Origin of the sequence: Pigmentibacter ruber (assembly GCF_009792895.1) — a bacterium.
Classification (GTDB): domain Bacteria; phylum Bdellovibrionota_B; class Oligoflexia; order Silvanigrellales; family Silvanigrellaceae; genus Silvanigrella; species Silvanigrella rubra.
Genome location: NZ_WSSC01000002.1, coordinates 322,194 through 345,394 on the forward strand (window position 1 = coordinate 322,194; position 23,201 = coordinate 345,394).

The window sequence follows — 23,201 nt, forward strand, 5'->3', positions numbered from 1 at the left end:
CTCTTTTTTTTGTATCAAACCTGAAGTTATTTTACATGTTGGACGGGGAAGATCAAATGGGGGGAGGAGTAGGGTTTGCTGAGAATCAATTGTGAAAAGTAACTAACTTTTTTAGAGTTGGTAAAGAGAATTGTAAGATTTAAAGAAGTCTTATTTTATGCTTAAGTTTTTAAATATATTTTAGAGTTAGAATAATTAATATTTGGATAATTGATTTTTAAGCACGGTGACTTTTCTGTATTTTATAAGTGTTTTTTTGATTTCTAAAATTTTCTTTAATTTTGATGTTGATTTTATTAACGAAATGAAAATATTGCTTATTTTAAGCAATCGTTTTAAGACTGCTTTATCTTGATTTTTATAAAATTTGAGTAAAGGATCTTAAAATGAATACACAAGACCCAAAATTGGAAAATATAAAAATTAAAATTAAAGAATTTCAACCAAAATGGGCTGATTTTTATAGTCAACATCATAAATCAGGATTATCAACTGCCAATTTCTTTTCTGATATTGATAATTTAAATAGCACAATGATAGAAATTATAGAGATTATTACATCTAATGTCTTTGAAAAAATTTTTATAGAATTAAGTCTTTCAATAAAAACAGAAATTGAAAGTAATATTAATAATTTAAAATTTATTATCAATAATAATATACCCCAAGAAAATTTAAATAATATTATAAATTACCTTAATAATTTAATAAAAAATTTTCATTCATATGGAATTTACTTTAGATGTAAATATTTTAAAGATCAAAATGGTATATTAGAAAATATAAAAAGCTATAATGAAAGAATGAATAACATTGAAATTTTAGAAAAAAGATACAATGTAATAGAAAGTCAAATAAATGATTTACTTGGTGATGCTAAAATAAAATCTATCGCTAATTCATTTAATAATGCTACTAAAGAAATTAAACCAATAATGTGGTTTTGGCTTGTTTTGGTATTTGTTACACTAATAGTTCTTCTTGAATTACATTTGTTTTCTTCAAATATTCCAGATGTTAGTAAATTTAAAACTGAAAATATTTCTTTATTCCAAATTGAAATATATACCTCTATTATTAGGCTTTCATTGTCCATTCCAGTAGCATTTTTAATAAGATTTTGCTGGTCTCAATATCTATTTAACATAGATTTAAAGACATCTTATATTTTAAAGGCTTCTGTTGCAGAAAGCACTCCTTCAATACTTGAGCAATTAAAAGAAAAAAATGCTGATGAAACGATAAAAGAAGTATTTAAAACTATTTACTCTGACAACAGGCCAACTTCTAAAAATGATGATGACTTAAAAGAAATAATGATTTTTTTAAAATCAAACAATTTAAAAGAATTAACTAATTTAATAAAAGAGGCCAAAAAATAATCTCATTTTCAAATTTTCAATTAGTAAGTTTTAAGTTGTATTGGATTTTGCTTGTCTTTAAAAGGATCTTGACTTGAGTTAACTTTCTCTAATTTGAATGATATTTTTATCTATGAAAATAAAGTATAAGTTTATAATTGATAATTTTTTATGCGATTCTTTGGATTTGGTAAAATCAATTTAAGTTATTGATTTTATTGTATTAAATATGGTTTGATTTTTTGACTATATAAAAATACTAAATGGAATTTGTATTGTAAATTTAGAACAGTTATTTCTAAAAAGCGGAGTTAAAGTTGCTAATTTTAAATTTAAAATGAAATGCTATCATTTATTTTAAGGAAGTTGTCATGGAAAATTTATCTACCGAAAACGACATTATTTATTTGTGCGAAAAAAATTCTAAAATACTTAGGGAAGAAAAAAATCCTTTAATAAAACCTGAAAAAATTTCATTAATATTAGATACAGTTGTTCAAAATAAAAAGATAAAAATCAAAGCAAAAATTATCAAATTAATGAGAGCTTTACTTCGATATCAACATAATCCTAAAAATATTAAAGTCAGCACAAATTATTGGAATTCAGCAAATACACATCCAGAGAGTCTTAGAGAGAATAGAGTAATTATTGAGAACCTTAGAACACAATTGGATGTTGAATTTAGAAATAGTAAGACACTTTATTTGTATATTTTAGATAATCTTGAAGATATCTATAATTTGACAGTAATTTTAGAATCAGAGGATAATAATATTAGTCCTGATTGCTATGAAAAGAAATCGCCTTTTAGTTTAGAGAATATACTTAAAAAAGAATATTATCCTGAATATAAAGAATTCCATGATAGCCTTTATGATGAATCATTAGCAAAATAAAATGATCTAAATTAAAGCTGAGTTTTGATGATGATTGTTTTTCAAGTTAAGATTTATAATCTATTCAACACTTTCTATTTTTTTTAAATTAAAAAAAAAATTTAAAAAAAATAGAAAATTAATTTGAATACTTGTACTATTCATAGTTCATATATCTTATAAATTGTTTTCTTATTAGGAAATTTCTATTATGTATATTTTCATGATTATTTTATGTTTATTTTTCTTTATAATTTTTGTCAACTCTATTATAGGCTTTATTAAACCAGAAATTCTAAAAGACAAAAAATCTGGAAAAGTACCAAGTAAAAAAGAATCTTTATGGTTTTTTATATTTTCATTAATATGTTTTCCTTTATCATTAAGCTATTTTATACCAAATGATATAAACATCTCAGAAAAGGAAAAACTTAGTTCTTCAACAAACAAATCACTAGATTTCGAAAAGAATTCAATTATTTCAATAGATAAATTCATTGAGAGATATAATCGTTTTGCTGACGAAACAAAAAATGTATTGAAAATTAAAAACGATAAAATAAAAGAAAATGATGGTACATATACTATATATTTAAATCAATATTATAAAATACATTTTGAATTAGATAAAAATAATAATATTCAAGATTTGACGGCTCTAATTAAATTGAAAGGAAATCCTCGTGACACTAAATATTGTCTATTAAATTTGTCTTCAATAATATATTCTTTAGATTCAAATTTAAATAAAGTAGAGTCAATAGATATTTATAAATTAATTTATAATAAATCTTTGAATAATTTAGAAGATAATATAAATGTAGGAAAATACGAAAAAAATAACTTAAATTTTCGTCTAGTAATTTTAGACGGAGAACTTTTGTCTTTAAATATCAGGAAAAATGAAAGTAATATTTAGTATTATCAAATTACTTTTATTTTAAAAAATAGGAATTTCTTTTATCGACGGATAAACTTTTAATTGGCACTAAATGCAATTAGGTATGTAATTATAAAAATAATTATGCTTTCGTTATTTTTAAAATTTCATTTTTATGTTATATGTATTATGTAAACATTTATGAATTATATAATTAGTATTTCCATTATTATCTTCTGGTAGTTTTTTAAATAATGGAGAGTTTTTAATATAATTTTTATTATCTTCTATTTCTATAAATTCAACAATCATCCAGCATTCTAAAATTTTTTTTATTGCAGTTGTTTGACTGTCTAAGTAAATTTGAGTAAGTTCGTCATTGATAAATCTAGTATTTTTATTAAATAAATCGTTAATAGATTGTTGATTTATTTCACTGATTTTAAATTTATATTTTAATCCTTTAATTAAATCCAAAGAATATCTTAAATATGGAAAGTTATATTTCCATTCATCGATCACACTTTCAATTATTTCTTGTTCAAAATATTTTGAAATTTCTTTAACTTTTTCCCAACTAATTCTTTCAAATTTTTCTGAATCTATTAGTTTAACTAAATTATTAAAAAAAGAAATTACATCTCTTGGTCTTTGGAATGTTCTATTCAAAATATAATCTATTGCTTTATTGTCAGTATTATCTTTGCCGTTGTCTTCTGTAGGTAATATATCATTTAAATCTGGACTTGACTTTTGATATTGATGTTTAAATATGGTTAATCTTTTGTTTATCAATTGAATAAGTTCCTGTTTTTTCCATGTAATAGTTAGAATGAAATCATTCCATTTTTCAATTTGAGGTTCATTGTCTCTTGTTGTTTGTAAAACACTATTGAATATATTTTCACGAACTGAAACTATAATTTTAATATTTAAATCTCTAATTTTTGTATTAATATCTTTTATAGCATTAAGTAAATATTTAATAATTTCATTTAAATCTTTATCATCATAGGTCCAATTTTTATCTAAATTATCAATTATTATATAATATTCTTTTTGATCATCACTAAACTCTTTAATTAGAGATCTTATTACTCCATCTAGTTCGGATATCTGGTACCTATCAATAACGTAGTCTGTGTCTTTAAATTCTGATTCGGATTTTTGTTTTATTACTGAGTTATTTGAGGTCTTTAAATCAGTTTTAACTTCAGGTTTATAACTAATATTAGCAGAAAGTTGAGCTTCTTCAAGAACTTTTTTTTCTATTTCAGTTACTGCATTTTTAATGTTTTCCTCAGTATTTTTAAAAACACAATCAGAGTATTTTTGGAAATATTGTGATGCTTGGTTAATCGCTTTGTTTTTATTTTTTGAATTTTGAATGTTAAAAAATTTATAGAATGAATTAGTGTTATTTACATCTTCAGAAAAAAATTGGACAATCTCTAAAATAAATATATGTCTCCAAAGATACTTGTAGAATGATTCAATATTTTTTTTTCGATCTTTTAGCGTTCTTAAAGTAATATTATCTTTTAAGTATTGCAGACATAAGTATTCAATTTCAATTTTTTTAAACCTTTTGGAATCTATTTTATTTTCTAAATATTTGATAATTGCGGATTTACCAGCGCCCGTTCGACCTAGTAAAATAAATTGAGGTGTTTTTGGATCTTTAATTTTTTCTAAATACCCATTATCTATGAAAGCTTCGATTAAGTATAAATCATGTTCAGCTGAAACTGCTCCAATGCCATCTTTTAGTTTGTACTTTGGGTTCATTTTTACCTGACCTCTTTAAAATTCTATATTTATAATAATAAACAATATTGAATATCAGATATAAATTGTTTTAGAAAATTTTAAAACAATCCATAACCTTTAAATTAAGATTACTTCTAGTTATGATCCTGTTTAAGTAAGTAAAATAATTACTTACTTAAGAACGATAAAATATTTATATTCAATAATTATATAAAATTTTAAATTTATTTTTAATCAATTTTTTATTCTCAATGCTAAAATAACAAAACACATTTAAAAGTCATAATTTCAAAAAATTTTTTACTAAATATAAACATTTTTATTTTTAACTTAAAACTACCCCAAAATCCCTTCAATACTAGCAGTAACACCGGTCACAGGAAGTTGAGTTGCATCAAAATATGCTGTTGTCATATCAGAAGTTTTATGCCGAGCTATTTTTTGAACGACTTGCATAGAATGGCCTGAACTCGCTAAGAAAGTAATTGTGGTGTGTCTAACCCCGTGAGCAGTGACGTGTTTGATATTTGCTTTTCTAGCTAAAGAAGAAATAAGAGCAGAAAAGTCTTTAGGACTTTGAGCAACAAAAGGAAATAGAAAGTCTAAGCTAGAAATAGGATAGCCATAATCAGAAGCTATTTTTTTCCACTGTTCTAACTTTTGGGCAATGGAATAAGAAATTTCTACTTGCCCATTAGAATCACATTTTGCAGAGCGTTGAATGCTTTTCGTGCGGTGGTCCATGGTTTTATTGATAGTAATGAATAAAGAAACATTGCCAAGGTTGTCAGTTTTTAAATAAGTCAGATCGCCCCAAGTTAGAGCTGCGGCTTCTCCAATTCTTAATCCTGTATAAATTAAAAATTCTATAATCAGTCCTGTTTGAAATCCTCGTTTGTAAGCTTGGGCTATGAGTAATTTAGCTTCTTCTTTGGTAAGAGCTTTTTTCTTTATTGTATTTGCTTGATTATTTTCTAACCGATTTTTCTTATAAAAAATACTTAGGTTATTTTTTACTTTAGAACGTTTCAAAGGATTGTCTTCTAAGTAACTTTTAAAACAACACCAATCTAAAAATGAACTGAAACAACCAACAATGTTTTTAATGGACTTTAGAGAGCGTTTTTTGCCTTGGTTGGTAGTAGAGCTAGCTAAATTTAAAACAAACGTTAAAATGGCTTGTTCTGTTATTTCTTCAGGTTTCAAATGTCCAAAGGCTTTATCCAAGTATAATCTTACATTTTGTTCATAGATAAAAAGTGTTTGAGGAGAATACGCACCAAATGGATTTTCAAGCCACTGTGGAAATAATATTTCACAGGTTGGAACTAAATTAACAGAAGGTTTTAGCATGTGCTCTCGCCAAAGTATGGCATCCTCTTGTTTAATAAAAGTCTTTGAATAGTGCTCCCCCTGAACAGAAACCCTCGCTTCCCATTTATTGATGCGTTGTAAAAAACGAATGCCTGCTAATTTATTAGTACTTTGATGCATACTTTGTAATTCCTTTTACTTAAGTAAGTTGTAAATTAAATATGTTTATATAAATATCCATTAAAAGTTTCATTTATAGATAAATGAAAACCTGTATGTTTTTTTCTTTGTCCTGCCTTATTAACTTTGGCTTCATTAAACCGTTTCGTAATTTCATTAGAAAAGCTTTTAATTTGGTCAAATTTACTTTTTGGAAATAACTTTTTAAACACATAAAATAAGTCTGAAATTAAAATAGCTGTACTATTTTTATCTATCGTTATATTAAAAATTTCAATAAATTCATCAACGTCAGTTAAAACAGTGTGTTTCTTTTGAATAGTTGCAATTTATTCTAGGGATAAAAAACATTTCCAGTTTTCATCAACTAGGGTCCATAGCCAAGTACCATCAAAATTTAAAGGGTATAAATAACCTTCCTTTTTTTCATTTTCAGTTAAATAATTTAAATTTTCTAAAGCATAATAGGGAACGCTTATTTCTTTAAATGATTTGACTTCAATAGGAAAGAAACGTCTGTTTCCTGTATCATCTTTAATTTTCTCTGCTAAATTTAAAACATTTGCAGTTGCAATAAAAGTAGATTTATTTTCAACATGTATGGTTTTATTAGAGCCTAAAATTCTTGGAGATAAGGTTTCTGTCGTAATAATATTTTTTAAATAACTGATGTCACTTTTTTCAGCTTGGGCAAGTTCATCTAAAAATAAAATATTGCGTTCTAAGTTTGAGGCAATTTCTCTTGAATCAACAATTTCTCCAACACTTTTATTTAAAAAGAAGGAATCAAATTGACTAAATGGTTTGCATAAGTTTTTAACAAACTCTGTTTTACCTACACCCTGATGAACATTGATAAATATAGGGCATAAGTGATTTTGAACTTTTAAGGCATTCATTTTTCTTTTTACTTGCCAAATAAAATGCATTATTACTTTAGCAATTATTTCAGGATGATTTTGACTGTCATGATTTAAAGCTGGAAAAATAAACTTAGTAAATATAGCTAAAGAAGTTTGATAACTTGAGCCTTTATATTGAATTTTCTTTTTAATATCTTCTAAATTTTGAAATGCAATTTCATGATCCATAACGCTAATTGTATTTAAAATATGCTCTTTATGAAAACGAATGCGTTTTGTTGGGTGTTCTTTATTACTTTCATAGTAATATAAGTTTTTTAAAGAGTTTTGAAATATATATTCAGTTATTCTTAATTGACTAAACCCTTTTTGTTTGTATTTTAAAACTTCTTTTCTTAATAATTCATCAATAGATTTTGCAGTAACAATATTTGTCAAATGCTGGTTTTTTTCTTGTCTATATTTTTTAATATTCTCAACTTGCTTATTTTCATAACTTATATTATATTGCGGCATTGTGATGAAAACCTCCTAAAAGTAGTTTTTGAAAGCTTCTAAGTTGCTGTTAGAGGCTTTCTTTTTTTTCAGTAAATCATTTAAATCATTGCAACTTTCTAGTAATTCAATGGGAAAAAGTTCTACATTTTTTATGCCAAATTGTTCAGCGGCTTCTTTTGTTTTAAAGGCTAATTCTTGGCCTGTATTTAATTTTGATTTGTTATCATTATTAAATGCAATTATAAGTCGTTTACAATTACGAATTAATCTTAAGTTATCTTTCCACATTGCACTTTGAATTTGTCCTGATGTGGCCCAAATAACATCACTTCTTTTTAATAAATGTCTTCCTGCCAGCATATTTGTGCAGCCTTCAGTCAAAATAACAGTAAAATTTTCACAACCATTGTATTGCAACCATGATGTATTTTTATGATCTAAAGCTTTTGGAATAAGTAAACCATAGTAACCAATGCTAGCAGGAAATCTTTCTAATTCAGGAATATGTTTTATTCCTAAGGTAACTTCTTTGGGTTGGTTTGTTGGTTGCAAATTTGCATAACGTGCTCTTATTCCTGTAACATACTCTATTGCATTGCCATTAGAATCATATAAATAATTCCAGCAAAAGAACAAGGCTAAATAGTCTTTACTAATCCATTGCAAACAAGGTTTATTTGTGATGGCATGCGGTTTCCAAATTCCTGTTAAATATTTTTCTTCAAGCGTTAAATTTTGAACACAATTTAATTTTTCTAATTGTTCAGGTGAATTTAGTAGGACAAATGATTTTTTGCCATAAAATGCACATTCTAAATTGAATCCTCTTTTTTCCCACCACTCTAAAACTTGTCTAGATGCGTTTTTATTTTTTGTAAATTCTAATTCTTTTGCAATTAAAGTTAAAAGTTCACAACGTTTTTGATACCATTCATTTTGCATACATTCCGAAAATGATCTAAATTCAGAATAATTTTTTGAATTAGTTGGAACGTTTTCTTTTTTATATTTATTTAAGCTTATAAGTGTTGGACTAGGGAAGTCTTTCCACTTCCCTAATTCCTTTTGTAATAGTATCCAAGCTTGTTTTTCTGAAATTTGCGTTAATTTAGAAATCAATTTAACAGGAGTCAAATGCATTTCTGAACCACTAGCACAATGGTTCATGAAGACTTGTTTCCTAATTAAATATCGTAAGGAATGATACTTTTGGCTACCAGTGAAAATATTTTTAAAGACAATTTCATTTCCTTCTTTAATGCCATAGCCTAAATCAATATTACAAATTTGCAGAGCCTTAACCCATTCAGGTGAGGCAAATGAAGCAAAATTCATAACTTTGCTCCTTTGAATGGTTTGATTTTCTTTTGTTCTATTTCTTCAACAAATGCTTCTAGCTTTAAACGTGTGGCATGCGAACATGACTTTCCCTTAGCAATATTTGTAAGAGTTTGTCTTGAGATTCCAGATTTACGTTCTAATGCACAAATACTACCGCACATTCTAACTCCTTTCTTTAAGGCCACAGAGGCCAATTCTTTAAATTTTTCGTTGGAAAGTTTTTTATTCAGGTGATGACTAGTGAAATCCATAAAGGCTCCTAAAATGTTTATGAAGAGAAAAATCTCTCTTCTGAAGTGATTATGTTGGTAAATAAACGGACTGTCTAAATTAGTTATGAAGCGTAAAAGTTGCAGAGGACTTGTTTCTTTAAATAAGATTTTTAATTTATGTATGAAATTCTTGAATGGTTTAAGAAGTTGTCTGAATTGAATTAAACTTCCAGAAAAAAATCAAAAAAATACTGGTTTTATAAGGAATATATTTTCCAACCCTTTTAAAAGAATCGTAAAAATTCAAAGACAAAGTTATTCTTTTAAATACTGATAAACTTTAAAAACATGAGTTTTCATGGTAATGTCAAAATTCAGTTTAAATATTTGATATTATTAAATAATTCATGGTTTGATTTTTTGACTATACAAGTAGGGTATCCATGATTTTATTGAATATGTACGAATATTGCTTTAAAGACTCTTATTAACCATTTAATAATATTATAAATTTATTGCTCTTAGCAGACCGGCACTGGTACACTTTATTTTCGACGGTCTGCTATTGTTTAGTACATTTGGCCAAAGTACATTATAGTTAGAAAATTCATGAAGTTAATAATTTAACAGACCGTCACTTGGCCTAAACATTTTAGACGGTCTGCTATAATTTTCTTCACTTAAAGGGAATAAATTTGTAATTCGATAAATTTTCTTAAATTTCAAATACTTAACGGACTGTCTCTTTAACGAAACATTTTAGCTAGTCCGTTAAAGCTTGTTTGATTGCATAACATTTCGCTCTCGTACATATTCCAAGTTCTTTGTGATCAAGTATAGGTTTTTCATTTCATTGGTAACAAAACTATCTCCAGGACATATATTACTGGCCTAATCTTAAGAAAAGTAGACTTAATTTTAAATAGGGTAACAATTGAGAATCTGTTCAATAGTGAACAAGATTAATTAAAAATAGTAATTAATTTCTACTTTTTTTACCCTTAAATTTTAAAATAATCAGAATTTGAATTTGTTATTAATATCAAAAATTATCATGCTAAAAACTGCATTATTTTTTAGCGGACCGCCTCTTTAAATAAACATTTTAGACGGTCTGCTATGCTAAAGCGCAATTTTATTAGTTCGCATTTTTTCTAGCTTTTAATTCATAAAACGAAATCTTTGATCATAATAGAATTTTCAATTTAAGCTTATAAAACAAACATAATAAGAAAAAAATTTATTATTTTAGTTAAAGTTACAATTGGTAAGAGTAGAATAATTTAACAACTTAGACATAAAATAAAAAACTCTTACTTTTTTTAGTTGTCCTACCTGATTAAACATTTAAATGCGTAAAGTAAAATAATATTTTATCGTTTTGGCGCTCAAATTTTTGGATAAGCATGCGTCGTTACAAGGTAGGCGATAAGTAACTCTTCCAAATAGGGCGAGATTAGTATTTAAATAATTATAATTATTATTTTAAACTAGAAATTTTTTATTTAATTCTGCCTTTACTCAAATTAAAACTTATATAATGACAGTTTGATTTTGGCATGAGTTATGGCAGAAAATTTAAATAGATAGATAGCGTTCCCGCCCTATTTGACTCTATTGCTTACCTCCTACCCATTTGATTCTGTAAATTCATCCCAAATATTTTGAATATCTTTTAGCGGCTTGTTATCTTTTTTACTTACTATTTCACCTGTTATACCTGTGCCTATAGTGTTACTTTCTATAGAAATTATTCCACGTTTTGAATAACCATCGTTTTTTACTAGATCTCTTGACCTTGTACTTAGTATTTCAAGCCCTAAAAGCTTGCCAGAAACTAAAAAAATACCGTTCAAATTCCAATATTTATAGCGATCTGATTTTGTTGCACCTTCAATTTTTCTAATTTCATTAAAAAATTCTCTTTTATGATTTTGTAATTGTCTTTTTTTACTTTCTTTTGATCCAAATAGTTCTATAAATTTATTAAAGAAGTCCATTTTATTTAGACTCCTTTATTAAAAATTGTGTATTTGAAACCATTATTTTTTTTATTTGAAACTTTAGCTAATTCATTTTGTAGAAGCTGTCTTGCTTTAAGCATTTCTTCAATAGATCTGTAGACAAACCTCTCGCCCATCATCAAATTTTACTGAATAAACTGACTTAGAAATGGAATTATTTAAGGCTTCAATTTTTGCTTCGATTTCTTCTTTTTTCATAAAAAAATCCTCCAATAAAAATCTTATTTGGAGGGAATTTATTTACTTAAAAATTTGAAAAATGGGTGTTATTTCTTTAATGCATTTATTAGACTAGTTAATTCTTTTAAGTTATTACCTTTTAAAATAGACATTATTTTTTTAAAATCATCATCATTATTTGAAATAGGCTTATTATCTGAATAAATGGTTTTAAATACCTCTTTTATTGTTTCATCTGCATTTCTACCATCAAGTTGAGTTAAAATTGAAGGAGTACTTTCAGCAATGGCAGCTTTTAAAGCGTACGAAGTTTTTAAATCTCTGTTAAAAATATATTGAGACCAACAAAATCTAATAAGAAAAACAAATGGTATTACTAATAATAATCTAAATAATGACATATACAATTCAAGATAAAATAAAGGGATACTTTGATTTTGAAATTTATCTATATTTGGTATATTAAAGTAAAACAATGCTAATTCAACTGTTGCAATTAAAAATACTAGAGTTGCAATTAAATAACCCCATGAGGCTATTTTAATATTTTCTTTTGCATTATTAAACGAATTAGCAATAGTTTTTATTTTAGCATCACCATGCAGATTCTCTATTATTTTTAGTAATTCATTTGACTTTTTTTCATTTTCATTAATTATATTAATTTTTGTATTAAATAATTGAATATTTTGTATAATTTCGTCATCATTTTTAAAAAATATAATTCTAAAATAAATGTTTGAATTATAAAAAAACCTGATAATATTATTTAAATATCCACAAATTTGAATCAATTTATCACTTGGGATAAGACTAGATATGAGAATATTATTCAGGTCTTGAATATAGTTTTTAATCTCTCCTTTTATTCCTTCATTAAACTCTGAAAATATAGATTCCATTTTACTATTTTTAAAAATATCAATTGTATTATTAATCCTTGTATTTACATCTTCAATACTTGAAAAATGAGGTGTAGCTAAACCACTTGACTTATAGGTAACATAAAATTCTGTCCACTTTGATTTAATATTATCAATTTGATTTTTGATTAAATATAAAGTTTGGTCTATATCCATTTAAATCATCCTTTTTAGTTTTAAAATTGATCGCACATTAACCCATACTTTCCATAAAGTAGGCTAAAAACAGCCTTAAAACGATTCTTTAAATTATTCAATATTTTCAGCAATATATACTAAATTGGTAGGCGGTAAGAAATAGTGTCAAATAGGGCGGGAACGCTATCTATCTATTTAAATTTTCTGCCATAACTCATGCCAAAATCAAACTGTCATTATATAAGTTTTAATTTGAGTATAGGCAGAATTAAACAAAAAATTTCTAGTTTAAAATAATAATTATAATTATTTAAATACCAATCTCGCCCTATTTGGAAGAGTTACTTACTTACCGCCTACCTACAACTTAAATCATTATAAATCTTTAATATTTCATTCAAATACCCCATCCCCCCCCCCAAAAAAACATCTGCCGGCCATGCCGATGATGCCGAGAAGAGTTTTTGCTCTTGCCGGCACTTACTTATATATATTTTATATAAATAAGTATTAATTTGCCGATGAAGCCGAGAAGAATTGCTATACTCACAAAAAAATTTTGTTGTCCCAAATTCATTGCTTTACAGTTTGGCAGGTTTGTTACTCGTATGAAGTGTCTAAGTTGATATTGTTATGTTAATTAAATTCCAGAAATTTGAAGCAAAAAGAAAAAAGTCGGCAAAGCCAGTTCGATTCTTGCTGGAATTAATTCATTTTACTTATACTTAAAATTTATAAATTTAATGTTTTAAGATTTATATCATAATTAGGTCCAATACAGTAGCGTTCATCATTTAATTCTTTAGCTATTTGTGTTGTTGTCATTATAATCTGGTGTTTGACATCACTTTCAATGCTTAATTTTTGAATTATTTTCTGGAAATTATGACTTCTTTGTTGAGTCATACCTTTATCATCAATGTTATCTAGTAATAGAAGCCTTGGATATAATATTTTCGGTTCACTTAGTGATAACTCTAAAATAGCTAAATGCAGTGCATTCTTTAAAACTACCTGTGAACTTGCAGAAATTTTTGAGTTATTAATCACAATTTTATTTTTATTAAAAGAAACTTGTATATCATTTATGTACTTAAATGTATCATCAATATTTATGTCCTGATCGAGTATTTTTTTCATCGAAAGATGTATGAAATTTAAAGATTGATTGTTTAAATCAGTTTCATTTAATTCAGCTATGTTTTCTTTTATTTTTAAAATTTCATTATGTAATTCTTTTGTTTCTTTTTTCACTTTAAAAAAATTTTTTTCAATATCTTCTAGGTAATCAAGTGATTTTAATTCTCCTTGAGTGATTCCTATTTCAATTAATGTTTGATCTCTTTCAGCATTACTAACATCAGATATTTTATAAATTTCACAAAATCTTTTTTCTAAGATTTTTATTCTATTATTTAAATTATATTTTTTTCTTTCTAGTAAGTTTTTTTCAGTTTCCATTGAAGTTTTCAATTTTTTTGATTCATTTATTTGAAATTCAATTTCTCTTAAAGCTTTTTCCCTGCTATATTTTCTTACATTTGAATTTAAATGGTTTTTGCATAAAACACAATGCCCAAAAAGATAGTGAGTTTTTGTATTTTCTGTAAAACAAGATGGACAGTACTTGAAATCTGCATTTTCAATAATATTAGAAATGTCAATAGAAATATTAAGAGCATCTCTTCTTTCATTTAATGCACTTATAAATGCTTCTGATTCCTCCAAATATATTTTAATCCTTTTAATGTCTTGCTTTATTTTTTTGAACTCTTCTCTTGAATTTATAATATTATTTTCTATATCTGATATTCCATTTTGTTCAATACTTCCTATTTCCATTATATTTTTAATCTCATTTTTTTCAGAACTCTTCATTTTAAGTTCAACATTTTTCATTAAATTTTCTATTTTTTTATGCATTTTTATCTTAGTAGCATCGATTAAAAAATCTTTATTATAGTGTATTGATTTGATATTATCAAAATTTTCTTTAAAAACTTTAAGATATTTTTCAATATTTATTTGTTTTTTTCTTTTCAGAGCTAATAAGTTCATTGCTTCTATAAGTGATTCACTTTTTCTAAATAATAGTAATTCAGCTATAGATTTTCTAATCAATTCATTACTATTCTCAGGATTTTTAAATATCGAATTGACTGAAGAATCTTGATCAGAATATATAAGGCAAAGCAAATCTTGAATTCTTATAGATCTATTCTCATTTATAGATAAATTTGGGATTTTTAATATCTCAAGAATTCTTTTATTGTAATTAGTTTTATTTTTTTCTTTTTTATTTTCATTCATAAATTCAAAATTACTTGCCTCAATTTCGCTCAATGTTATATCATAAATCATGGTAGGTTCTTTATTTTCATATCTAGATCTAAAAAGAGTATAAATTGCATTATTTAATTCAACTTCCATTAACCCAAATTCAATCTCTTGTGCTGCATAAGTCCAATTATAAACATTACCACCAAGAATATAATAAATAAAATTTAAAATTGAAGATTTCCCAGTAGAGTTGTGTGAGCTTCTTATTATATTTAAACCATAATGAAATTTTTGATTATAAGCGAGTTTATTTATTGAGTATAGTTTCAATTGTCTAATAATAATTGAAGGAGTATAAAGCATTTTCATTTTCCTATTAATTTTGATTTCTTTTGAATTTCTTCAATGGTATTATTTTTAAAAAATTCAAAAAAAATATCAAACCATTCAACCTTTTTATTTCTTTCTTCTTGAAATAAATTAATGAATTTTTTATCAATTTCTTTTACTAGTAATATTTCATTTTTTTTTAAATAAATTTCTCTATCAAGATATCCTTGAGAAATTAGATATCCTATTGCATTTTTATGAATTGTATGAAGATGAAAAAAAATATGAAGTTTTAATTTTGTATTTTCAAACGGTTCTTTAATTTTTAATTTTCGTTTATTGCATATTTTTAGTGAATTAAGATTGTAAGGAAATAAATAGTAAAAGTCTATTAATCTTATTTTATCAAATTCAATATTCATATTTTCTAATTCATGAGTATATAGTAAAAAACGAAAAAAACAATGATAAGGATCTAAACCTTGATGATATATAATCATGGTACCCACTTGATGTGACAATGTCCAGCAAGCATATATAGCATTCCACTTACATCTTGTGAATCAAATAGTTTATATTTATTTGAGACATATTCAATAACTTCCCAAGTTTTTTTGTCTATTGTAATTCTACTTTTATTTTTTTTTATTAATGGTTCTATTTTAAGTTCAAATTTTGTTATTATATCTGACAAACAATTAGAAGTATTATTAATAAATTCAATGTTGAAAGTATTTTCACTTATCATTTTATATATTTCTTCCTTAGCTTTTAAAGCTTTGAATATTTTGTCTGACATATTAGCTTCAGTTAACTTTTCTTCAAGGTCTTTTTTTGATCTGCTTTCTTCAATTATTGTTATATAATTATTAATTTTATCTAGATTTTTTTTAATCATATATTTATTATTTTTTGATTTCTGGATTTTATTTTTTTTTGAATTTGAATTTAAATTAATATTAATAATTTTATTTTCTATGTATTTACTTCCAGCAAGAATATCACCTTTTGCAATATTATTTTCTTGTTGAATTTTATTTTTCATTTTATTTTCCTTATATTTCCTGCAGATAAGTCTCCATTTACGATGTTATTTTTCTGTATAATTTTTTTACTTTTTCGAATTTTTCCAATAAAAGTAAAACTTATACTTATAGAAATTAATAGAATAATGATCCATTTATTTTCAATTACGAATTCTATGAATTTTTCTAGCATAAAATCTCCTTAATGTTATAAACGATGTTTATATCAGCTTCTTAGAATTTTTTCAAGATTCTATTGTTTACTAATAATTTATCTATTTTAAAATTTTTCTAAGCTTATTTTAAAGTTGATTTCAATATAGAAATAAGAATACCAATTAATGTGATATGTACTTGAACATTTTTTACATATTTTATAGATATTTTAATTTTATTTATAATTTTATAGATGATTGATTTTTCATCTAAAGATTAAATATTAATATTAAATAATATTTAATTTTCAAATAAGAGTATTTTTAATTATTAACAATTAAAAATTAAAAATATATTTTCATATAATAACCATAAATATTTATCTGTTGCTTTAATTTTTTAAAATATTTTTTAATAAATATAGATTATTTAATTAATCTAATTAATAACTACTATTTTAAGTGTTTAATTTTTATAGATATTTAATTCATGAAAGATGGAATTAATTTAAAATATTTAATTTTGATCTTGTTTTTTAAATTTATAATTTCAAAAAAATTTGTTCCAATTATATTTTTGTCAAATTTATTAAATTTTATATTAAATATTTTCTTTAAATAATTTATATATTAAGTGCTTAAATTATAATATAATATATTACAGTTTGTAATTTGTTAAAAATAAAATTTTTGAAATTTCTTTTATGATTTACTTTATTAATATTACATTTGCTTAAAATTGATAAAGAAAAACCTTTTAAATATTATTTTTATTGAAATTTTTATTTTACTTCATGAGTAATGAAATATACAAAAATGAAATTGTTCTACATTTTGATATTATTGCTAATAGTCTTGTAGAGATATTTTATTTAATTTTAAACTACATTTATAATAACAAATTAGCAATAAAAATTTGAATTAAATAAAGTATTTAATTCAAATTTTTATTATCTCTAAAGATTTTAAAGATTTAAGACATTGAAGTTTTTAAGTAAAAAACATATTTGATAAGGTAAATGAAAAATAAATCATAAAAAAATTAAAATTTTATTATTCTCTGATCATTTTATTAATTTAGTTGAAAAAAAACTAAATTAATTTAATTTTCTAATTTTTCATTAGTTAATTTTTATATTACTTAATATTATAAGTTTTTTTCTTTTATTATTGTAATAAAAATATTTTACTTAAATTTACTATGAACCCTATTTGAGTTGACACATGATTAATGAGAATTTTTACTATACAGGACTCAACATTGAAAGTCCTGAATCGGGAAATCATAATACCATTTTTCTAAATGTCCTAAAATCCAATCACCAGAATAATAATCATTAACATAAACATAATCTCTTTAAATGTCACAACAAATGCTTCAACCATAAAGTTACTTGAAGGACTATAAGGAGTAGTGTAACATGGTTTTAAACCAAGATTCCTTGCAAATTATTGTAATAATTTGTCTCTATAAATTGAGCTCCTATCTGTGAGCCATTCAATTTGTCTAGGTTTTCGAATTTTATTAAATCTTTTTCAACAGAATTTATTATCATTAATTCTTGTATATCTTTTCCTAATAATGGTTCTTTTGAAGCAACATAACCTCTATCTCTACAATCTAAAGAAAAAGCAACATAAACTTTTTCATCATTGAAACACCTAATTTCAAAAGCATCTTAATACCAACTTGTGTTTGAAAGTAACGTTATTATTTTACCAGTTTCTGTATGGTATTTTCTTTGAATATCATTTTTTGGTAATAATAAACCATTTATTTTCATGATTCTTTATATTCTTTTTTATTAGCATGAAAAATATTATTGTCCATAGCTGTTATTCTTTTATAGCCATATGTTTTTATTATTTCAATAATATTTCTTATCATTGGCAATAAAATACTGTCCTCTTCTTTTAAATAATTTCTCATAAAACGACCTTGTCTCTTCTCTTATATAATGATTGTCTTGATATTTTTGGGCTTTTAGTTACCTTTGATACTGAGTACTTCTTATGACATAGGATCTCTTTTGCTGCTTTAACAAGGCTCTTTCTTGGCTTTTTTTCATAATTTCAATAGCATCAGTTAACATGGAATTATCTATAGTTAAATTAGATACCGCTTTTTCAAGATGTTTATTCCGCTTCTTAAGTCTTTCGTTTTCTACAAGAGCTTCTTCTAAATTTGTTGTTGTGTTTGATGAATTATCCACTTTACCACTCATGCAGAGGTTCCTCTTCCTGTTATATAAGGTCACTGGGTAAACTTGTGGCAGATAAACTCAAGCCAGAATTAAAATGCTCTTATAAAAATTAACCATTTTCTTGGTATCCATACCTCTTCCTTGTTTCCTTTAATTTATCCATTGACTCTCCTTTTCTTAGGTGAAAAGTGTCAACTTCAAATGGTGGTTAGGATCAATATCTGAGAATATTCATGCAAAATTAAAGTTAAGAGCTTTATAAGATAGTACTACAAATAAATAATTAAATTTAAATTAGATTTATATATAATTTATTTATATTAAAATTTATTTTTTAAGTTGTAAAATGCATACTTATATTTGTATCTAATCTATAAAATTAAGATTAATGAAGAAATATTTTAGCAATTTCAAGATCAAAATAAATAAAAACTTGTAAAAACATTCCATGCTGTATATTCTTATCAATTATTGGAACTACTGTGGTTAGTATTTAAACCACTAAAAGTTTCATCAATCATGATAGGAACATAAATACAATATGGAAACTTCAGTTCCACAATCAACTTTTGCAACAAAAACAGCCTCTAATATGAATGTATTAGCTAAACCGGTTTTGAAATGGGCAGGAGGTAAAACCCAACTACTTCCAGTGCTCTCAGCTAAATATCCAAAAAGTCTTGGAACAAAAATTACAAAATACATTGAGCCATTTTTTGGAGGTGGTGCTGTATTTTTTGATTTATATAACTCAAATTTTATTAAAGATGCTATTATTTTAGATGCTAATCCAGAATTAATTTTAATGTATAAAACAATAAAGAAAAAGCCAGAAGCATTAGTTGAAACTTTGCATAATTTACAAAAAAAGTATTTGTTGCTAAATAATTCCAACAGAGAAAAACTCTATTATGAAATAAGAGAAGATTTTAATTCAAATCGCAAAAGTAATTATAAAGAATTGAATCCAATTCGTGCGAGTCAAATAGTATTTATGAATCGAACTTGTTTTAATGGACTTTTTCGTGTGAATAGAAAAGGGGGTTTTAACGTTCCTTATGGAAATTATAAAAACCCTAAAATTCTTGATAGTGAAAATATATATGCGGTGTCTAAAGCTTTTCAAATAGCTGAAATTTTGCATGGTGATTATGAAGATATTTTAGCATTGGTAAAAAGTAACGATGTATTTATTTATTATGATCCGCCATATAGACCTTTAAATGATACTTCAAATTTTAATTCGTATACCGGAGTATTTAATGATTCACACCAAATTAGGTTAGCAAATATTTTCAAAATTTTGAATGAAAAAGGTATTTATCAAATGTTGAGTAATTCTGATCCAATGAGTGCAACTGGAGATAATTTTTTTGATAAACTTTATGAAGATTTCAATATCTCTAGAGTAGAGGCGAAACGTATGATAAATTCAAACGCTTCAAAACGAGGTAAAATATTTGAGCTTCTTATAACTAATTATTAATAAAATTATATTTTTTAAGCTTCTTTTTCTCTAATTAATCTCGAAAAATATTTTTAGGCTAAAGAATTAATTTTAAATTAGATAAAAATTATATTATATAATAAATGCCATAAGTTTAGAAATATTTTAAATTATTTAATCGAAATTAAATTTTTTCCTATGATATTCTAGATATTTAATTTGTTCTTGCTTAAATAAACCAACATTTTTATTTATGTCAATGCCCCATGATTTTAGCATTAATTCATCAATATTCTTTGAAATTAAAATATTTCCATCATTACTAAAACTAATGTATCCTTTATCAAATAAATGATCTATATGAGGAGTGAGTAACAAACCATTATATTCACAAATTTTCTCTTTACTAGAGCTTTCACGCCATGGTTTTATATGACTAGCTATTAAATGTTTTATGTCGGTTGTTCCTGTTATTCTACATTTTTTTTCGTGGATTTGAAGATTTTTTTTAAATAATTTCTGACCTATTCTTTGATAAGTTAAAATTAATTTTTCTCCTCCAATTGAATTGCCATTTTTTTCTAAATTTATTTGATCTACATATGGATTATATATTTTTTCTAAAATTTTGTATGCTAAATCAAAGTCTAATTCAAATAAATAACCTTGCTTTACTAATCCATTTTTAGTGAAAGGAGTATTTTTTAAATTAGATTTTATTTCTGCAAATAAATTCTTAACTTCAATAAATTTATCTAGCTTATTAAATTCAACTTTGATCAGCCAACCTTTTTTTTTCCAATTTTCAGAGGATTTTTCATAATTTGGTTTTTCACAATCAATAGCTTTATTTGTTACAATACCGATTGCTTTAATCAAAGAATTTTGATTTGAAAATATCGTATCACCAACTTCAACTTTTTTCATGTTTTCATAAGAAATATGACTTTTACCAATATTATTTTTCTGGGGTGACCATAAAAATCCTCGATTAACTTCAATATTAAATGTTTTATTTTGATTAACCCACCAACAATTCATTTATTCTCCTTTTAAAACTTTTAATACTTAAAAATGATTTATAGAATGAAAATTTTTTAATTTCTTAATATAAACATTAATAAAAAAATTTTACGTAACAATTTTTTTTTAATAATTCAAATTTTATTTGCAAAAATATTCTTAGATTACCAAAAAAATAACTTTAATTGAAATTTTATTTCATTGTATGGGTACATTAATTAAATTCTCAAATTTAGTTAAGAGTCAAATAGTAACATTAGATTTGTGGCATGATTAAGTTTGTATGTTCAGATTTATCTCGCGACTAATTCTCCTAAAAATGCAATTTATATTTGTACAAAAATCATTAGTAGTTTTATTAAATAAAATTTAAATAGTTAAACTTAAAATTAAGCTTAGAAAAACTTTTTTCTTTGTAGATGTGAAAATTATAATTTTGAATTAAATTGATAATTAATATGGAAAAATTCCATAGTGAAGTAATTAGCGATGATAAAATTTATTTTTTCATCTATAAATATATCAAATTATATTTCTAATAACATAAAGCGAAAAAATTTAATTAATTAAAATTAAAAAATTAATTTGACATTTTTATTATTTTATATAAAAAATTAAATTCATACAATTCTATATGAGGTTTTTTATGTTGCGAAAAAAAATAACACTTATTGCTCTTATGTCCTTCTCATTTTTTTACACTTCTTGTTCATCTGATTCAAAAATCAATGATAAAGATAAAAAAACTGTTGATCCAAAGGAGAATGTTATTCCTAAGGGATATATAACTATTGGAGAAAATTCAATTTATTACAATTGTATTGGAGCTGGCACGCCTACAGTTATTTTAGAATCTGGATTCGGAAGTATTGCCGACTATTGGGTTAAAATCCAAGAATTAACTCAAACTTATACACAAGTTTGTAGTTATGATAGGGTTGGTATTGGGAGAAGTTCTCGGAAAGAAACGTTATCACATAGGACAGGTGAAAATATTGTCAACGAATTAAAATTATTACTTGATAAACTTTATTCCCAAAACATTATCAGTGATTCTTATGTACTTGTGGGACATTCTATGGGGGGCGTTTATGTCAGGCTATTTGCTGATAAATACCCAGAAAAAGTTAAAGGATTAGTATTGGTAGATGCAACTCATGAAGAAATATATAATAAAATTGATATGAATGATCATGAGTTAAATAAAATGACTTATAAGGATTATACTGATCTTATAAAAAAAGATTTAAATACTTATTATCCCTATTTTAATAATAAATTAAATTTGGATGAGATTGAGAAATTAGTTCTTAATCAGAAACATTTTCAAACTTTTAAAGATGAAAGTCTAGAACATAAAAATACTGTAAATGATTTAAATATCAAAATGCAAAAATATAAAAAGCAGCTTCCTGCAGAAAAAATTAAAAATCTAAATTATAAAGTTTCTATTATATATAAATCCAAATCCCATACTGATCATGATTGGGAGATATGGGAAAATTTGCAGAAAAGCTTACAAGATGTATATCCTAAGAACAAACTTATTAAATCTTCATCAGATGATCATAATTTGCATATAACAGATCCTGAAACAATTAATAAAGAGATTTATGAAATAATTAAAGTTTTTAAAAATTAAAAGAATTTTTCTAAGGGAAAATAAATTATAAATTTTTATACTAATTTTAGAAAAATAACTAAAATTTTATTAAGTTAACTGGGGTATTTTAAATCCAATTTGAATTGATACAAAGTTAATATCATACTTTGTAATTGATTTTGCTTTGTACCCAGAATACACAAGATCTTTTATATAGAGCTTATTATATTTAAACATAAAAAAAATATTACTAAGACCTAAAGTAGCAAATTGGCAAAGAAGTATAATAAAACTCCATTTCCAATCTCCTCTAAACATAGGAGCTATGAATCCGAAGAAAAATACAGTCCATGAAAACCCTACAGGTGCTTCTTTCATCAAACCAGTTTTGGGGTTCTCAAATATAATTGATGCAAAAGCCATAATCGCTCCATTTTGTTAAAATCATTTTTTAATTTGGCAATCTTCTACAATATCATGTTAATTGTCAATTCATAGATTTCATAAATTTATATATTTTATTGCGAATTAAAATTTTTATCTCTCTAATATAATAGAAAACACTATATTAT

The 23,201-nt window shown here is 24.5% G+C and carries 20 protein-coding genes; 5 read left to right on the forward strand and 15 right to left on the reverse strand.

Features of this window, described 5'->3' with window-relative positions; translation table 11 throughout:
• Window positions 1-386 precede the first annotated feature (386 nt).
• The 3 genes from GOY08_RS07885 (at window position 387) to GOY08_RS07895 (ending at window position 3,158) form a co-directional block, all read left to right on the forward strand.
• Window positions 387-1,382 carry a hypothetical protein gene (locus GOY08_RS07885; RefSeq protein WP_158998352.1) on the forward strand — a complete coding sequence of 332 codons (996 nt, stop codon included), beginning with the start codon at window positions 387-389 and terminating at the stop codon, window positions 1,380-1,382.
• Window positions 1,383-1,732: 350 nt separating this feature from the next.
• Window positions 1,733-2,260 (forward strand): DUF29 family protein, encoded by a 528-nt coding sequence (locus GOY08_RS07890; protein WP_158998353.1) that lies wholly within the window; start codon window positions 1,733-1,735, stop codon window positions 2,258-2,260.
• 190 nt (window positions 2,261-2,450) lie between these two features.
• Entirely contained in the window at window positions 2,451-3,158 is a 708-nt protein-coding gene (locus tag GOY08_RS07895) for a hypothetical protein (protein WP_158998354.1), read from the forward strand.
• Window positions 3,159-3,278: 120 nt separating this feature from the next.
• Here the strand turns inward: GOY08_RS07895 and GOY08_RS07900 are convergent, their stop codons facing one another.
• The 13 genes from GOY08_RS07900 to GOY08_RS07960 all read right to left on the reverse strand — a co-directional run bounded on the left by GOY08_RS07900 (window position 3,279) and on the right by GOY08_RS07960 (window position 18,577).
• Complete coding sequence (locus tag GOY08_RS07900; protein ID WP_158998355.1) at window positions 3,279-4,907, reverse strand: P-loop ATPase, Sll1717 family; 1,629 nt, start codon at window positions 4,905-4,907, stop codon at window positions 3,279-3,281.
• A gap of 318 nt (window positions 4,908-5,225) precedes the next feature.
• Window positions 5,226-6,383: a tyrosine-type recombinase/integrase gene (locus tag GOY08_RS07905; protein WP_158998356.1), complete on the reverse strand. Its 1,158-nt coding sequence runs from the start codon at window positions 6,381-6,383 to the stop codon at window positions 5,226-5,228.
• 329 nt (window positions 6,384-6,712) lie between these two features.
• On the reverse strand, window positions 6,713-7,762 hold the full coding sequence (locus tag GOY08_RS07910; RefSeq protein WP_158998357.1) for a VapE domain-containing protein: 1,050 nt from the start codon (window positions 7,760-7,762) through the stop codon (window positions 6,713-6,715).
• 15 nt (window positions 7,763-7,777) lie between these two features.
• On the reverse strand, window positions 7,778-9,079 hold the full coding sequence (locus GOY08_RS07915; protein ID WP_158998358.1) for a toprim domain-containing protein: 1,302 nt from the start codon (window positions 9,077-9,079) through the stop codon (window positions 7,778-7,780).
• Window positions 9,076-9,336, reverse strand: coding sequence for a hypothetical protein (locus GOY08_RS07920; protein WP_158998359.1), 261 nt, complete (start codon window positions 9,334-9,336; stop codon window positions 9,076-9,078). The genes GOY08_RS07915 and GOY08_RS07920 overlap by 4 nt, the downstream gene beginning before the upstream one ends.
• A 1,589-nt stretch (window positions 9,337-10,925) precedes the next feature.
• Window positions 10,926-11,297 carry a hypothetical protein gene (locus GOY08_RS07925; RefSeq protein WP_158998360.1) on the reverse strand — a complete coding sequence of 124 codons (372 nt, stop codon included), beginning with the start codon at window positions 11,295-11,297 and terminating at the stop codon, window positions 10,926-10,928.
• A 290-nt stretch (window positions 11,298-11,587) separates the two neighbouring features.
• Window positions 11,588-12,580, reverse strand: coding sequence for a hypothetical protein (locus GOY08_RS07930; RefSeq protein WP_158998361.1), 993 nt, complete (start codon window positions 12,578-12,580; stop codon window positions 11,588-11,590).
• A gap of 714 nt (window positions 12,581-13,294) precedes the next feature.
• Window positions 13,295-15,205 carry a coiled-coil domain-containing protein gene (locus GOY08_RS07935; RefSeq protein WP_158998362.1) on the reverse strand — a complete coding sequence of 637 codons (1,911 nt, stop codon included), beginning with the start codon at window positions 15,203-15,205 and terminating at the stop codon, window positions 13,295-13,297.
• 2 nt (window positions 15,206-15,207) lie between these two features.
• Window positions 15,208-15,672: an ABC-three component system middle component 5 gene (locus GOY08_RS07940; RefSeq protein ID WP_158998363.1), complete on the reverse strand. Its 465-nt coding sequence runs from the start codon at window positions 15,670-15,672 to the stop codon at window positions 15,208-15,210.
• Window positions 15,669-16,217, reverse strand: a complete 549-nt coding sequence (locus GOY08_RS07945) for an ABC-three component system protein (protein WP_158998364.1) — start codon at window positions 16,215-16,217, stop codon at window positions 15,669-15,671. Before GOY08_RS07945 ends, GOY08_RS07940 begins: the two co-directional genes overlap by 4 nt.
• On the reverse strand, window positions 16,214-16,390 hold the full coding sequence (locus GOY08_RS07950; RefSeq protein ID WP_158998365.1) for a hypothetical protein: 177 nt from the start codon (window positions 16,388-16,390) through the stop codon (window positions 16,214-16,216). Before GOY08_RS07950 ends, GOY08_RS07945 begins: the two co-directional genes overlap by 4 nt.
• A 1,742-nt stretch (window positions 16,391-18,132) precedes the next feature.
• The gene (locus tag GOY08_RS07955) at window positions 18,133-18,282 is read right to left on the reverse strand and encodes a hypothetical protein (RefSeq protein ID WP_158998366.1); all 150 of its coding nucleotides are present in this window, start codon (window positions 18,280-18,282) and stop codon (window positions 18,133-18,135) included.
• A gap of 58 nt (window positions 18,283-18,340) precedes the next feature.
• Window positions 18,341-18,577 (reverse strand): hypothetical protein, encoded by a 237-nt coding sequence (locus GOY08_RS07960; RefSeq protein WP_158998367.1) that lies wholly within the window; start codon window positions 18,575-18,577, stop codon window positions 18,341-18,343.
• Window positions 18,578-19,097: 520 nt separating this feature from the next.
• On the opposite strand from GOY08_RS07960, the gene GOY08_RS07965 reads away from it, so the two are divergent.
• Entirely contained in the window at window positions 19,098-20,042 is a 945-nt protein-coding gene (locus GOY08_RS07965; protein WP_158998368.1) for a DNA adenine methylase, read from the forward strand.
• A 135-nt stretch (window positions 20,043-20,177) separates the two neighbouring features.
• Here GOY08_RS07965 and GOY08_RS07970 read toward each other — a convergent pair whose 3' ends face one another.
• Window positions 20,178-21,044, reverse strand: coding sequence for an HNH endonuclease (locus GOY08_RS07970; RefSeq protein ID WP_158998369.1), 867 nt, complete (start codon window positions 21,042-21,044; stop codon window positions 20,178-20,180).
• 628 nt (window positions 21,045-21,672) lie between these two features.
• On the opposite strand from GOY08_RS07970, the gene GOY08_RS07975 reads away from it, so the two are divergent.
• A complete protein-coding gene (locus GOY08_RS07975; protein ID WP_158998370.1) occupies window positions 21,673-22,668 on the forward strand; it encodes an alpha/beta hydrolase in 996 nt (331 codons plus the stop codon).
• Window positions 22,669-22,737: 69 nt separating this feature from the next.
• On the opposite strand, the gene GOY08_RS07980 is transcribed toward GOY08_RS07975, so the two are convergent.
• Window positions 22,738-23,052 carry a hypothetical protein gene (locus GOY08_RS07980; RefSeq protein WP_158998371.1) on the reverse strand — a complete coding sequence of 105 codons (315 nt, stop codon included), beginning with the start codon at window positions 23,050-23,052 and terminating at the stop codon, window positions 22,738-22,740.
• Between the last annotated feature and the right edge of the window lie 149 nt (window positions 23,053-23,201).